The sequence below is a fragment of the Allobosea sp. FBZP-16 genome, assembly GCF_002831785.1.
Classification (GTDB): domain Bacteria; phylum Pseudomonadota; class Alphaproteobacteria; order Rhizobiales; family Beijerinckiaceae; genus Allobosea; species Allobosea lupini.
In genome coordinates, this window is record NZ_LNCQ01000043.1 from 25,889 (window position 1) to 38,980 (window position 13,092).

At 66.5% G+C, this 13,092-nt stretch carries 14 protein-coding genes; 7 read left to right on the forward strand and 7 right to left on the reverse strand.

What is annotated here, in order from left to right; genetic code table 11:
• Positions 1-84: 84 nt before the first annotated feature.
• From CXY91_RS21425 to CXY91_RS21440, 4 genes are read left to right on the forward strand one after another with little or no spacing between them, the layout of a single operon-like run.
• Positions 85-627 (forward strand): sigma-70 family RNA polymerase sigma factor, encoded by a 543-nt coding sequence (locus tag CXY91_RS21425; protein ID WP_244543800.1) that lies wholly within the window; start codon positions 85-87, stop codon positions 625-627.
• Positions 624-1,250 carry a ChrR family anti-sigma-E factor gene (locus CXY91_RS21430; RefSeq protein ID WP_100963193.1) on the forward strand — a complete coding sequence of 209 codons (627 nt, stop codon included), beginning with the start codon at positions 624-626 and terminating at the stop codon, positions 1,248-1,250. Before CXY91_RS21425 ends, CXY91_RS21430 begins: the two co-directional genes overlap by 4 nt.
• A gap of 56 nt (positions 1,251-1,306) precedes the next feature.
• Positions 1,307-2,050 (forward strand): DUF1295 domain-containing protein, encoded by a 744-nt coding sequence (locus tag CXY91_RS21435; RefSeq protein ID WP_248307590.1) that lies wholly within the window; start codon positions 1,307-1,309, stop codon positions 2,048-2,050.
• Positions 2,047-3,069: an SAM-dependent methyltransferase gene (locus CXY91_RS21440; RefSeq protein ID WP_100963197.1), complete on the forward strand. Its 1,023-nt coding sequence runs from the start codon at positions 2,047-2,049 to the stop codon at positions 3,067-3,069. The genes CXY91_RS21435 and CXY91_RS21440 overlap by 4 nt, the downstream gene beginning before the upstream one ends.
• A 24-nt stretch (positions 3,070-3,093) precedes the next feature.
• Here the strand turns inward: CXY91_RS21440 and CXY91_RS21445 are convergent, their stop codons facing one another.
• Complete coding sequence (locus CXY91_RS21445; protein ID WP_091833295.1) at positions 3,094-3,507, reverse strand: DUF2177 family protein; 414 nt, start codon at positions 3,505-3,507, stop codon at positions 3,094-3,096.
• Between the two features lie 169 nt (positions 3,508-3,676).
• Here CXY91_RS21445 and CXY91_RS21450 point away from each other — a divergent pair, with 169 nt between their 5' ends.
• Positions 3,677-4,507 carry an alpha/beta hydrolase gene (locus CXY91_RS21450; RefSeq protein ID WP_100963199.1) on the forward strand — a complete coding sequence of 277 codons (831 nt, stop codon included), beginning with the start codon at positions 3,677-3,679 and terminating at the stop codon, positions 4,505-4,507.
• A 170-nt stretch (positions 4,508-4,677) separates the two neighbouring features.
• Here CXY91_RS21450 and CXY91_RS21455 read toward each other — a convergent pair whose 3' ends face one another.
• The 6 genes from CXY91_RS21455 to CXY91_RS21480 all read right to left on the reverse strand — a co-directional run bounded on the left by CXY91_RS21455 (position 4,678) and on the right by CXY91_RS21480 (position 11,270).
• Positions 4,678-6,441, reverse strand: coding sequence for a thiamine pyrophosphate-binding protein (locus CXY91_RS21455; RefSeq protein ID WP_100963201.1), 1,764 nt, complete (start codon positions 6,439-6,441; stop codon positions 4,678-4,680).
• Positions 6,442-6,542: 101 nt separating this feature from the next.
• Positions 6,543-6,992 (reverse strand): Lrp/AsnC family transcriptional regulator, encoded by a 450-nt coding sequence (locus tag CXY91_RS21460; RefSeq protein WP_100963203.1) that lies wholly within the window; start codon positions 6,990-6,992, stop codon positions 6,543-6,545.
• Complete coding sequence (locus CXY91_RS21465; RefSeq protein WP_100963205.1) at positions 6,989-7,342, reverse strand: tautomerase family protein; 354 nt, start codon at positions 7,340-7,342, stop codon at positions 6,989-6,991. The genes CXY91_RS21460 and CXY91_RS21465 overlap by 4 nt, the downstream gene beginning before the upstream one ends.
• A 3-nt stretch (positions 7,343-7,345) precedes the next feature.
• Positions 7,346-9,097 carry a GMC family oxidoreductase gene (locus CXY91_RS21470; protein ID WP_100963321.1) on the reverse strand — a complete coding sequence of 584 codons (1,752 nt, stop codon included), beginning with the start codon at positions 9,095-9,097 and terminating at the stop codon, positions 7,346-7,348.
• 11 nt (positions 9,098-9,108) lie between these two features.
• Positions 9,109-10,536, reverse strand: a complete 1,428-nt coding sequence (locus tag CXY91_RS21475) for an NAD-dependent succinate-semialdehyde dehydrogenase (protein WP_100963207.1) — start codon at positions 10,534-10,536, stop codon at positions 9,109-9,111.
• A gap of 80 nt (positions 10,537-10,616) precedes the next feature.
• A complete protein-coding gene (locus tag CXY91_RS21480; RefSeq protein WP_100963209.1) occupies positions 10,617-11,270 on the reverse strand; it encodes a TetR/AcrR family transcriptional regulator in 654 nt (217 codons plus the stop codon).
• Positions 11,271-11,450: 180 nt separating this feature from the next.
• Between CXY91_RS21480 and CXY91_RS21485 the strand changes: the two genes are divergently transcribed.
• The gene (locus CXY91_RS21485; RefSeq protein ID WP_091833318.1) at positions 11,451-12,425 is read left to right on the forward strand and encodes a TRAP transporter substrate-binding protein; all 975 of its coding nucleotides are present in this window, start codon (positions 11,451-11,453) and stop codon (positions 12,423-12,425) included.
• 34 nt (positions 12,426-12,459) lie between these two features.
• Positions 12,460-13,092 carry a TRAP transporter small permease gene (locus CXY91_RS21490; RefSeq protein ID WP_158673536.1) on the forward strand — a complete coding sequence of 211 codons (633 nt, stop codon included), beginning with the start codon at positions 12,460-12,462 and terminating at the stop codon, positions 13,090-13,092.

A 13,092-nucleotide genomic window follows, 5' to 3' on the forward strand; every position in this document is an offset into this window, starting at 1 on the left:
TGCGTTATGGTTGCCGCATTCGCCCTGACTGTCGAAGACATGCGCGAGGCGTCAGCCGCAGCGCCGGGAGGTCGGTTCTTCGCCTTGTTCGACGCCAATGCCTTGATTGCCGCGGTTGCGCGCTCGGGTGACCGGGCCGCGTTCGCCGAGCTCTTCGACCATTTCGCGCCACGCGTGAAAGGATTGCTGATGCGCGGCGGGACCTCCGCGGAGCTGGCGGAGGAGATCGCGCAGGAGACGTTGCTCACGGTCTGGCGGAAAGCCGCGCTGTTCGATCCGGCGAAGGCAAATGCCTCGACCTGGATCGCAACGATCGCGCGCAACCGCCGCATCGACATCGCCCGCCGGGAGACTCGCTCGCGGCTTTCGCAAGTTTATGAGATTCTGGATGAAGACGGACCCGAACAGCCTGACGAGACTATCTCGGGAGCCGAGCGCGACGCGCGGATCAGGGCAGCGATGACCGGATTGTCCGCCGACCAGTACCGGGTCGTCGAGCTCGCCTTCCTGGAGGAGTTCAGCCACCAGGACGTGGCTCAGCGTCTGGCGATCCCGCTCGGTACTGTGAAGTCGCGGCTGCGACTCGCGCTGTCGCATCTGCGGGGCAAGCTGGAGGATCTGCGATGAGCATGGCCCATCGCCCATCCGACGAGACCCTTGCCGCTTTCGCTGGCGGCCATCTCGACGAGGGGCTTGCCTTGGTGGTCGCCGCCCATCTCGAGCTGGACGGCGAAAGCCGGCGCCGCATGCGCGAGTTCATGGCGATTCAGGGGGAACTGCTCGATCGCATCGAGCCGATTCCCATGGCTGCGCGATACCCGGCGGAGGAGCTCGAGCCGCATTCGGCGATCGCTACCCCGGCCGAATCTCCTGCCATCGCGGCAGACTTGCCGGCCGTCCTGCGCCCCTATGCTCTTGGACCGTGGCGCCCGATCGGGCTTCGGATTGCAATGCGAAGGGTCGAGGTGCCGGGCGCGGACAGTCGGGTTTTCATGTTGAGAGCCGGTCCTGGAATCGCCCTGCCACCCCACAAGCATACCGGCTTCGAGTGGACGACGATCCTTGCCGGCGCTTACGAACACCAATACGGCCGGTATGTCGTCGGCGACTTTGATGAAGCCGATACTGAGCATGATCACACGCCGGCCGTCGATCCGGTCGAAGGGTGCACCTGTCTTGTCGCCATGACTGGCAAGGTGCTCCTGCAGGGCTGGCTTGGCCGACTGTTGCAGCCACTGGTGCGGTTTTGACGTTCGCCTCTTTTCTAGCGGCCTTGCTTTTCGTCGCCGTCGCGATGTCGACAACCATGCAGTTGGCAACGCGGATCGAGCGCCGCACCGGCAATTCCGGCTGGATCGACGTCGTCTGGACGTTCGGCCTCGGCGCAACCGGCGTGATCGGCGCGCTCCTGCCTTTTGGTGATGGTCCGCTGGGCCGCCGCCTTTTCGTCGCTGTGCTTGTGGCGGCATGGGCGCTGCGCCTCGGCTTGCACATCGCCGGCCGCACCAAGGGGATCTCCGATGACCCGCGCTATGCCCGGATGAAGCGCGACTGGGGCCCGGAGGCTCCCGTCAGATTGGCTCGCCTGCTGCAATTCCAGGCGCTCGCAAGCACCCCGCTCGCCATCGGCATGATCCTCGCGGCTCATAACCCGGCCGCGCTTGGCCAGGCACAGGATGCGCTGGGCCTCGCGATCTTCCTCGTCGGCATCGTCGGAGGCGCGATCGCCGACCGGCAGCTTCGTGCCTTCGCAAGTTCGGGACGAGGAGGGGTCTGCGACACGGGTCTCTGGGCCTTGTCGCGCCATCCCAACTACTTTTTCGAAGCCGTGCTTTGGTGTGCCTATGCGGTGATAGCCTCCGCCATGGACTACCCGATCGGCTGGCTGGCCTGGCTCGCGCCCGCTTCGATCACCCTGCTGCTCGTCCGCGTCTCCGGCATTCCGCCGCTGGAGGAGCATATGCTCGCCAAGCACGGAGCGGCGTATCGCGACTATCAGAGCCGGACCAGCGCCTTCATCCCGCTGCCGCCCAAAGGAGCCATGCCATGACGATCATGCAGAGGTTGTCGAGCTGGGGCGAGGCCTTGCCTGTGCCCGATGCGGTCAGCCGGATGGTCATCGCCTCGCTGGTCGGGCGAACGGAGCGTACGCTCACGACCCAGCCAGGCAACGCGGCCAGCTTCGCGCAGGAGATGATGGATCGCCCGATCGCGGTGCATACGGATGCCGCCAATGCGCAGCATTACGAAGTGCCGGCGGCGTTCTTCGACCAGGTCCTGGGGCCGAGGCGGAAATACTCCTGCTGCTTTTACGCTGGCCCTGCCGACAGCCTCGCAACGGCCGAGGAGGCAGCCCTGGCGCTGACCGCCGACCATGCCGGCCTCGCGGACGGACAGGAGATCCTCGAGCTCGGCTGCGGCTGGGGCTCGCTCTCGCTGTGGATGGCGCAAGCCTACCCGCAGGCACGGATCGTCTCAGTCTCGAACTCGGCATCGCAACGCGCCTTCATTGAAGAGCGTGCGCGCGAACGCGGCTTCGGCAATCTGCGCGTCATCACCGCGGACATGAACGACTTCGCCATCGAGGAGCGCTTCGACCGCGTCGTCTCGGTCGAGATGTTCGAGCACATGGCGAACTGGCGTGCGCTGCTCGGGCGGGTGCATGGCTGGCTGAAGCCGGATGGGCGCCTGTTCATTCACGTCTTCGCCCACGCGCACGGCTGCTATCGTTTCGATGTCGGGGAGAGTGCAGATTGGATCGCCCAGCACTTCTTCACCGGCGGGATTATGCCGAGCGCTGCGCTGGCGCACCAGTTTCCCGACCTCTTCGCCGTCGAGGAGGAATGGCGTTGGAGCGGCGAGCATTATCGGCGCACGGCCGAGGACTGGCTGGCGAATTTCGACCGCAACCTGCCGGCGATCGAACCCATCCTGCGCCAAGCCTATGGCGACGACGCGCCGTTATGGCGCCGACGCTGGCGCCTGTTCTTCCTGGCGACGAGCGGGCTGTTCGGGCACTCGGGCGGCGCAGCCTGGGGCGTCAACCACTACCGGCTGAGGCCCGTCTGACGCCGTGCGCGGTGCCGGTGGCGATCAGAGCCAGCCCCAGCCGATCGCCCGCCGCACGACCTCGTACGCCACCCAGCTGCAGAAGCCGACGGCGACGGTGCCATAGACGATGTCGGCGAGCGTGATCGTCAGCGTCCACGGCCGCAACGTGGCGTAATTGGTCAGATCATAGGTCGCATAGGCAAGCAGTCCGATCAGTGCCCCGTTGACGAGAGCGGCGCCGGCGTTCCCGTCGCGCAAGGCCGGCATCACCGCGAAATGCAGCACGCCCAGCGGAAAGCCGAAATAGAACAGAGCAGCCGGCACATAGCGAACCTGCTCGACGATCAGGTCGCCGAGCGCCGGACGATAGAGCCTGGCGGTCATGGTGCCGAGCCAGATTGCATCGCAGATGCCGAAGGCGACGAGAAAGGCGACGTAGCCGGCGACGAAGCGCATGACGACCTCCAGGTTTGGTACCTGCAGATACGCAGCGCGCGCCCATTCGGATTACCTTGCCGCGCGGCTTGCTCAGCCCAGCGATCCAGCACGCCTTGTCCGACGTACATTCGCTGAGCTCGGCAATGCAAAGGCGCCCATGACGATATCCAGTTCCAGGCGGGCCGTTATGGCGGCGCTGTCCAGCATGGCGCTCGCCGGCTGCGCCGTTCTGCGGCCGGGCGCGCTGAACGAAGGCGCTCGCGATATCGCCTACGGCCGCCATCCGCGCCAGATGATGGACATCTATGTCCCGCCCGGCGGCGGCACGGGAAGGCCGGTCGTCTTCTTCATCTATGGCGGCTCATGGGCCAACGGAGCCAAGGAGAGCTATGCCTTCGTCGGTGACGCGCTGGCTGCGCGCGGCTTCGTCACCGTGATCGCCGACTACCGGCTCGTGCCGGAGGTGCGCTTCCCCGTCTTCATCGAGGACGGCGCCGCTGCGCTGCGCTTCGTCCATGACAACGTCGCGCGTTACGGCGGTGATCCGCGCAGTATCCACGTCATGGGGCATTCGGCGGGTGCCTACAATGCAATGATGCTGACGCTGGACAGGAGCTATCTCGCGCGGGTTGGACTGCCGTCGAATGCCATTCGTTCGGCCGTAGGCCTCTCCGGCCCCTATGACTTCCTGCCGCTGGATATCGACGTGACCAAAGCCGCCTTCGGCAATGCCCGGAATCTGGAGCGTACGCAGCCGATCCATTTCGCCCGCAAGGACGCGCCGCCGATCCTGCTGGCGACAGGCACCGACGACACCACGGTTCTGCCCCGTAACAGCGAGCGGCTCGCCGCTGCACTGCGCCGCGCCGGTGCGCGCTCCGTCACGCTCAAGGCCTATGCCGGCCTCGGCCACGCCGGAACGGCGGCGTCGCTCGCGCGCGCCATGAGCTGGCGAGCGCCCGTTCTTGATGATGTCGTCAAGTTTTGGGGGGAAGCCAGACCAGCTCTTCGCGAGTGATATGTCGTTGAGTTTCAATCTGGGGCAGGAGCAGCCGGAAGTCCCTTTGGAGATGTCCGCTTCGAGGCAGCGGAGCAATATCTGCTGGTGGCGCAAGGTTTCGGTTCCTCCCTTGCGAGGACACCTGCACGAAATCGACAGTCGGGCTCCATTGAGAACGGCAACTCCACTTAAGGGGTGGGTTTGGACGACGACCCCGCCAATTCGACATTCCTGGCGTGAGGCTGCGCCAACGGGTCCTCGCCGAGCCGGCGCAACCAGGAGAAAACCGGCGGAGCCACGTCGGCGATCGATTCGACGACGATATCGATGAAGCCCGGGCCGTCGAACGCCAGCGCTCCGTCCAGGGCCACGGTCAGCTCGGCAGCGTCCGTCACCCGCCAGGCTTTGAGACCGAACGCTTCGGCGATGCGCGCTGCGTCCAGCGAGAGAAAATCGACCGAGTAGGTCGCGTTGTGACCGTGAAGTCGCTGCAGTGCCTTGATCCAGCCGAAGCAGCCATTGTTGAAATGGATAAGGATAGCCGGCACGCCGAGCCGTACCAGCGTCTCGAGCTCGCCGCAGTTCATCCCGAACGAGCCGTCGCCGAACAGCGCGAGGGGTCGCGCTTGCGGGCGTGCCAGCCAGGCACCGACCACCGCCGGCAGTGCGTAGCCGAGCCCACCGTAGGCGCGGGGAATGATGAAATCTGTATGGGGATCGTCGAGCCGCAGCAGGCGCGTCATATGCGGCGTTGGGGTGCCTGGGTCGGACAGGATGCTGAAGGCGCCGTCCAGCCGCTTGTTCAGCGCCTGGACCACGCGCTGTGGCTTCAGCGGCAAGCTGTCGTCGCGCAGCTCGTCCTGCGCGTCCCGCCAGAACTGCGCTCTCCAGCCATTCAATCTTTCGAGCCATTGCGGGTCGACTGCGAGCGTGTCGGGCAGAGCCGCAGCCAGGCCTTCCGCGACCGCGCGGACATCGCCGTTTATGCTGAGCGCATTGGCCGAGTTGTTGCCGATGATCTCGGGATCGATATCGATCTGGACGATGCGCCGTTCGTGATCCGGCGGCGGAAATGTCCAGCCGACGGACACGACCGAGCCGAGACGGCACCCCCAGTAGATGAGGAGATCGGCTTCTGCGACGGCACGGTTGGCATGCGGATGAAAGCCGTTGTCGCCAGTCACGCCGATGGCGAGCCGATGACCGTCGGGCAACGAACTCTGGCCCGTGATGGTGTTGACGATCGGCATGCCCAGGCGTTCGGCCAGAGCGAGCAGCGCTGCGCCGGCCTGCGACCGCTTCGCACCGCCGCCGAAGACGAAGAGCGGACGCCGCGCCTGGCCGATCATGGCGATCAGGCTGTCGAGCTCGGCCGCTTCTGCCGACGGCCGGTAGGCCGGAAAACTGCGGTGATGGCTCTCGACATGCAGCGAGACGGTGGCCGGTTCGACCTCTTCGTGAAGCACGTCCTCGGGCACGGCGAGATGAACGACGCCCGGTTTGCCGCCCGTCGCGACGCGGAAGGCGCGGCGCACCGTATCCGGCAGTCTCTTGGCGGATTTGACGAGCCATGACGCCTTCGCCACCGGCTCGAACAGGCGGGCGCAATCGAGTTCGGTGATGACCCCGCGCCCCTCGCTGGCGACCGGCGTGTCGCTCGTGATGACGATGAGCGGGACCGAGGAGCCGTTGGCCTCGGCGACGCAGGGCAGGACATAGGTCGCCCCGGCACCGCTCGGGACCTCGACAATCCCCGGCCGGTTGGTCAGGCGCGCATAGGCATCCGCCATGTAGCCGGCCGACCGCTCGTCACGGGCCATGACATGGCGCAACTGTCCTTGCGCCTGGCGCAGTGCGTCATAGAGCGGAACGTTGGTATCGCCGGGGACGCCGAAGATGACGTCGACCCCATAGGCGGTCAGCATGTGAACGAGAAGATCGGCGCCGCGCATGTCAGAGATTCCCAGTGGAACCCCAAGTTATGCCAGGGCACTGTCGGCAGCATCGGCGGAGCGTCGGAAGCATTGCGAGGTGATCGACAGAATGCCGGAATTCAATCTCCGCGCGTGAACTTCTTTGCCAGGACGATCAGCGTCATGCAGCGCTCCACCGCTTCCAGGCTTGTAATCTCGTCGATGACGGCATCGAGGTCCTCGCTGAGCGGAGCTTCGACGACGAGCATCAGATCGAACTCGCCGCTGACCGAGGCGCAGCTGCGGACTTCCGGCAGGCTCTCAAGCCGGCGGACCACCTCCGACTGCCGACGCTGCCTGATCGAGAGCAGAAGCGTCGCTTCGAGCCGCTGCGCAATTGCCGGGCTGGCGAAGACGGCGCGGTAGCCTGTGATCGTGCCGTTGCGCTCCAGTTTCTCGATCCGCTCATGCACCGTCGTGCGCGGCAGGCCGAGCTTTTTTGCGATCGCCACGGTGGGCTGGCGGGCATTGGCGGCCAGCACCGCCATGATCCTGCGGTCGTTGTCGTCTTCCCGGTTGGCGCGTGTCATGGCAGCGGGCGTCCCGCGACGAACCAGTCGGCCGGCTGGCTCTCGTTGAAGCAGATGTCGATATCTGCCGGCGGCACCCCAAAGCGCGCCAAGGCCGCGATGCAGGCCAGCGCGAGGCTCTGCTTCAGCTCCGGGGAGCGTCCCGCGAGCATGGCGATCTCGACCAGGCAATAGCACGCACCCCGGTCTGCCGGGGCGATCATCCGCCCGGCGGCATAAGGTTGCCAAAGCAAGGTCAGCGCCGCCGGCCCGAGCGACCATGCCGCCATTGTGGCGTCACGCAGCGCTTCGAGTGCGGCATCCGGTGTGGCGCACCAGTCATGCGCGGTGTGAACGGCGATCACGGGCATGATCTAGCTCGCATCCGCAGAAACGACCGTAGCCGCCATCGGCCCCGGCTGCTCCGACAGGATTGCCGCGCTGATCTTCTCGGCGATCATGATCGTCGGGATGTTGGTGTTGGCGCTCGGCACGGACGGCATCACCGAGGCGTCGGCGATGCGCAGGCCGGGGACGCCGATGACACGGCCATCAGCCGTCACCACGGCATCGGGGTCGCCGTGCGCGCCCATGCGACAGGAGCCGGAGGCGTGCCATACGCCATGGACCGCGCTGCGCACGAAATGCTCCAGAACCTCCTCATCGGCGAGCATCGTCTCCAGCGGGGCCCCTTCGGTGACGACATGGCGCAGGAGCTTGCGCCTGAACCAGGCTGGACCGTCGAGACCGAAGGCGAGGATAGAGGTCAGGATCCGATTCTTGGTCGAGACGATCCCGAGGTCGCGGACGCGCTCGCTGTAGCTCGTCGGGAACGGATCATCCGTCACGGCGCGGAGTGCCGGCTGATCGAAGATGCCGGCGGCCAGCCGCAGCCCCGACATCAGGCGGTCGAGATCCCGCCGGTCGGACAACAGAGCGAACTCGACACGCGGCTCCACGGCCGCCGAGGCGGAGGTCAGGACGACCTTGCCCCGCGAGAACGGCCTGTTCACCCAGGTGACCAGCGAGCCGAGCTGCAAGCCGACAGGATGCCACCCGGTCTTGCTCAGGGCGACCATGTACATGTCACCCTGCGGAGCCCCGGCCTGGCCGGAAGAGTAGCGCAAGCCGAGATGGGTGTGGCGGCGAAGCGCCGGCTGGAGCCGCGCCTCGCGGCGGATATAGGCCGAGACCGAGAGCGCCGGATGCTCCTGCAGATTGCGCCCGACGCCACGTCGGTCGGCGAGGACGGGAATGCCAAGTGCTCTCAGCTCCGCCGCCGGACCAATGCCGTTGCGCAGCAGCATGGCAGGTGAATGGAGGGCGCCGGCGCAAAGGATGGTCTCGGCCCCGGAGATGGCGAGCGGCCCGTCCGGTGCTCGCGCCGTGACGCCGGTGACGCGTCCGTCCGAGATCATCAGCGCCTCGACCCGGCAATCGGCGATGATCGTCAGGTTGCTGCGGCGCCTGGTGGAATTGTCGAGATAGGCGATCGCCGTCGAGACGCGACGATCATAGGCGTTCGAGATGGCGATCGGAAAGCAGCCGTCGCCGAACTCCGCGTTCTGATCCTGCATCGGGGAGAAGCCGGCCTCGACCATGGCTGCGGCCGCGGCGCGCGAGAAGCCCGGCCAGACCTCGGGCTGGATTCGCCGGATCGGGATCGGCCCGGTGTCGCCGTGGAGCGGGCCGCCGAAGTCCATGTCGCGCTCGAGCTTGCGAAAGAACGGCAGGACGCCTTGCCAGTCCCAGCCTTCGGCGCCATTCGCAGCCCAGTCGTCGTAGTCGCTCGGCAGGCCGCGATTGGCCTGCATGTCGTTGAGGCTGGAGCCGCCGCCCATGATCCGCGCCTGCTCGTAGCGCTTTGCCTTCGGCTGGCCCGCCGGATCGTTATGCGGGACAGGCTCGAGGAAGACCTTGAGGTCCGCCCAGATGTTCGCGGGGTTGAAGTAGGCGACACGCGGGTAGCTGTCGAGGATCGCCGGCTCCTCCCGGTCCGGGGGCTGGTCGCGCCCGGCCTCGATCAGGACGACCCGATGCCGGCCAGAAGCGGAAAGGCGGTTCGCCAGGACGCAGCCGGCGGAACCGCCGCCGACGATGATGAAATCGGCTTCCAGTGTTTGCATCGCCGCCACCGTCAGGCTTCGTGCACGAAGCGGGTCAGGAGATAGGGCTCAAGCCCTTCGGGCCCGCCCTCATGGCCCCAGCCGCTGGCGCTGGACCCGCCGAACGGCACCTCCGGCAACGCGACCGTGAAGGTGTTGACTCCGATGGCGCCGGCATTCAGCCCTTGCGCCAGTCGCCGGGCCGTCGGGGCGTGATCGGTCACGACATAGCCAGCCAGGGCAAAGGCGCTTTCGTTGGCGAGCGCGAGGGCTTCGTCGAGATCGTCGAAGGCCGCGACGGGCGCGATCGGACCGAACGGCTCGGTACGCATGATCGCGGCCGACGCCGGTACCTCGGCCAGCACCGTCGGCGGAAAATAGAAGCCGGGACGCTCGAGGCGGGCGCCACCGGTAACGACCCTGGCATTCGCCTGGACGGCATCGGAAACCAGGAGCGACATTGCATCGACGCGGCGCGCGTTCGACAGCGGTCCCATCCCGGAGGCCTCGTCGCTGCCCGGCCCGACGATGATCGCGCGCGCCCGCTCGGCCAGCCGGGCGACGAAGCGATCGTAGCGGGAACGATGGACATAGAAGCGGCTGGCGACATTGCAGCTCTGTCCGGCATTCCGGAACTTGGCAGCGGCGATGAGGTCGGCGGCAGCTTCGGGGTCGGCGTCGGCGCAGATGATCGCCGCCGCATGCCCGCCGAGCTCCATGGTGCAGCGCTTCAGCGCCGCCCCGGCCTGTTGGGCGAGCTGGCGGCCAACCGCGGTTGAACCCGTGAAGGAGACCTTGCGGACGACCGGCGAGGCGATCAGGGCGGACGAGATCTCGGCCGGATCCCCGAAGAGCAGGTTCAGCGTGCCCGGCGGCAGCCCGGCCTGCCCCAGATGATCGGCGATCGCGAGCGCGGTCGCCGGCGTCTCCTCGGCCGGCTTGGCGATGACCGCGCAGCCGGCGGCAAGAGCAGGCGCCAGCTTGCGCACCAGATTGATCGCCGGGAAATTCCAGGGCGAGAACGCGGCGACGACACCGACGGGCTCGCGTGAGGTCGCCATGCGCGCGCCGGGGCTACGGGCCGGGATCGTCCGCCCATAGCTGCGCCTTGCCTCGGCCGCATAGAAATCGAAGGTGTCGGCAGCAGCGTCGATCTCGGCGAGCGCCTCGCGCATCGGCTTGCCGTTTTCCTGCACGATCAGCGCGGCCATCCTGCTGCGGTCGGCGCGCATCGCCTGCGCCGTCAGGCGCAGGACACGCTCGCGCTCGATGGCCGGCGTCGCGCGCCAGATCCGATAACCGTGCGCAGCCGCCGCCTCCGCGCGCCCGATATCCTCGGCAGACGCGCCGGTGAACTCGGCGAGAGCGCCGCCGGTGGATGGGTCGAGCACGGTGACGGTGGCGCCGGAGCCTTGGCAGGCCGCTCCGGCAATCCAGAGCGAAGGACGGAAATAGGGCATCGAACGTCGCCATTTTCAAAACATATGTTTGAAACATATATTCGAAATCGCGACCCTGACAAGAGGCGCCCGGCTCGGGCTTATCCGGGCGGCGCTTCAAGGCCGGCAGAGACGAAACGGACGAGGCGGCGGACCGTCTTCTCGTGATCGGCTCGCTCACGATCGGTCTCGGCGACCGCGAGCGCCGAGGCGGGCGCGAGGTGCACGAGCGTCTGCAGGACGGCGCCGCGCGCACAGTCGTAGCGCAGCGCGATCTCCGTGCGTGACAGGTCGGGCAGCAGCTTCTGCAGCAGGTCGACGAAGCGCTCGTGGACGGGGCCGAACTGCTCTTCGACGATGCGCTTCGTCAGCGGCAGCTGGCCGGTGCGGACCTGCATCAGGATCGTCATGACATCGCGATACTCGCCGGCGCCGAGTTCGACGAGCGGCCTGACTAGCGCTTCGGCAACGGCTGAAATCTTCGGCAGCGCCGGCGCCGACTGCCGGATGCAGGCCTCGAGCGCGCCGCTCCTGGCCCGGATGATCGGCTTCAGCCCGGCCTCGAAGACCTGGCGGATCAGCTCGTCCTTGGAGCGAAAATAATAGTTGATCGCCGCCGTGTTGACGCGGGCTGCCTCGGTGATGTCGCGCACGGTGCCGGCTTCGAAGCCACGCTCGGCGAAGACGGTGAGCGCCGCGGCCAGAATCCTCTCCCGCGTGTCGGGTTCGCTCGCCGCCTGCGCCACTCGCTTCATCGCATCGTCCCTCCATGAGTCCGCGCGCCTGCACGGCCGAGTTGTCGCTCTATCGCTAGCGGTGCCGGATCGCGAGCGAAAGCCGCTTGACAACAGTTTTTTACAAACAGATGATTAAAACAATTGTTTTCAACAGGCATCGTGAGGGCGAGCCTGGAAAACCCGGAGGGGAACCCGACCATGCTGACGAAACTGACGTCGACAGCGTTGCTGCTCGCGAGCCTGTTCACCGCTTCGGCGGCCGTGGCCCAGGATTCGCGCACGATCCGCATCGGCCTCGTCGTGCCGCCGAACCAGCAATGGACGCTGAGCGCCCAGGCTTTCGGAGAGGAGCTCAAGGCTGCGACGAACGGACGGCTCTCCGTTGCGGTTTTCCCGTCCAGCCAGCTCGGCTCGGAAGCCCAGATGATCCAGCAGCTCCAGACCGGGGCGCTCGACATGGGCTGGCTGACCACCGCCGAACTGTCGAACCGCGTGCCGGAACTGGCTGCGCTGCATGCTCCATTTCTCGTCAAGGACATGGATCAGGCCCGGGCCGTTCTGGAAAGTCCGGTAGCCGAGAAAATTCTCGAGCGCTTCCCGGCCAGCATCGGCGCCATCGGCCTCGGATACGGCATGACTGGCCTGCGCCAGATCCTGACCCGCGACAAGTCGACGGGCATTGCCGACATCAAGGGCAAGAAGATCCGCGTCATACCGTCCGCGCCGGCGCGTGACTTTTACGAGCTGCTCGGTGCGGCGCCCACGCCGGTGCCGTTCGCCGGTGTCTACGATGCGCTCGCCAATGGTCAGGTCGATGGCATCGACATGGATTTCGAGGCGACGTTCTACAACAAGTACAACCAGCTCGCCAAAACCATGCTGGTGACCAATCACGTCATGGCACCGATGGCCGCGGCCTTCTCGGCAAGGGTGTGGCGCGATCTGAGCGAGGCTGATCAGAAGCTGATCCGCGATCTCGTCGCCAAGCAGATGAAGCTCATCCGCAACGAGTTCGTCGCCAACGAGGAAGCTTTCCGCAAGCGCCTGGCTGAAGCCGGCTTCGAGATGAGGCCGGTCGCGCGCGAGACGTTCGCGGAGGTCGTCAAGGCCTGGGATGCGCGCTGGGAAGCCAAGGCGCCCGATCTCAAGGCGCTGCGAACCTTCACTCGCTGACGCCGGCCGGTCGCGCCAACAGGAGAATGTCGCCATGGATCTGACCGCGCGAGACGCGGCCCTCCTGCGCTGTCGCCGCAGGACTGTCGCGGAGGCGACGCAGGCCGTGAGCCGTGTCGTCGCCGCTGGCGAAAAGGTGCTGGTGACCGCCTTTGTCGCCGCGATCTTCGCGCTGATCCTGCTGAACATCGCAACCCGAGCTGCCGGCCGGCCGCTGATCTGGGTCGACGAACTCGCGATCTATCTGATGGTAGCCACCTGTTTCGTCGGCACCTCGCTGACGGTGCGACAGCGGCTCGACTTCGCCGTGACGCTCGTCATCGACACGCTTGGGCAAGCCAAGCGCAGGGTCGTCGATGCGACGCTCACCGTGATCGGCCTCGCTTACGGGCTGTTCCTGATCGTGCTGTGCTGGCGGCTCTTCGACCCGGTGCAGCTGGCATGGTCGGGCTTCGACATCGCGGCTTACACCGCGGCGTCGCTGAACTTCCTCTATACCGATCCGACCCAGACGCTGGGGATTCCCAAATGGGTCGTCCTGCTCGTGCTGCCGCTCTACGCGATCGGCGTCAGCATTCATTGCCTCGCCAATCTCGTCGAGGACCTGGGCTGGGCGGAGCGCGAACGGATCGCCGCCGACAGCGCCGCGACCCTGGAGGCCGGCTGA

Excerpts from the sequence above, each read along its gene's own strand:
- CXY91_RS21430 (WP_100963193.1), top strand. The coding sequence starts at position 624 with ATGAGCATGGCCCATCGCCCATCCGACGAGACCCTTGCCGCTTTCGCT.
- CXY91_RS21435 (WP_248307590.1), top strand. The coding sequence starts at position 1,307 with ATGCAGTTGGCAACGCGGATCGAGCGCCGCACCGGCAATTCCGGCTGG.
- CXY91_RS21440 (WP_100963197.1), top strand. The coding sequence starts at position 2,047 with ATGACGATCATGCAGAGGTTGTCGAGCTGGGGCGAGGCCTTGCCTGTG.
- CXY91_RS21445 (WP_091833295.1), bottom strand. The coding sequence starts at position 3,507 with ATGCGCTTCGTCGCCGGCTACGTCGCCTTTCTCGTCGCCTTCGGCATC.
- CXY91_RS21450 (WP_100963199.1), top strand. The coding sequence starts at position 3,677 with ATGGCGGCGCTGTCCAGCATGGCGCTCGCCGGCTGCGCCGTTCTGCGG.
- CXY91_RS21455 (WP_100963201.1), bottom strand. The coding sequence starts at position 6,441 with ATGCGCGGCGCCGATCTTCTCGTTCACATGCTGACCGCCTATGGGGTC.
- CXY91_RS21460 (WP_100963203.1), bottom strand. The coding sequence starts at position 6,992 with ATGACACGCGCCAACCGGGAAGACGACAACGACCGCAGGATCATGGCG.
- CXY91_RS21465 (WP_100963205.1), bottom strand. The coding sequence starts at position 7,342 with ATGCCCGTGATCGCCGTTCACACCGCGCATGACTGGTGCGCCACACCG.
- CXY91_RS21470 (WP_100963321.1), bottom strand. The coding sequence starts at position 9,097 with ATGCAAACACTGGAAGCCGATTTCATCATCGTCGGCGGCGGTTCCGCC.
- CXY91_RS21475 (WP_100963207.1), bottom strand. The coding sequence starts at position 10,536 with ATGCCCTATTTCCGTCCTTCGCTCTGGATTGCCGGAGCGGCCTGCCAA.
- CXY91_RS21480 (WP_100963209.1), bottom strand. The coding sequence starts at position 11,270 with ATGAAGCGAGTGGCGCAGGCGGCGAGCGAACCCGACACGCGGGAGAGG.
- CXY91_RS21485 (WP_091833318.1), top strand. The coding sequence starts at position 11,451 with ATGCTGACGAAACTGACGTCGACAGCGTTGCTGCTCGCGAGCCTGTTC.
- CXY91_RS21490 (WP_158673536.1), top strand. The coding sequence starts at position 12,460 with ATGGATCTGACCGCGCGAGACGCGGCCCTCCTGCGCTGTCGCCGCAGG.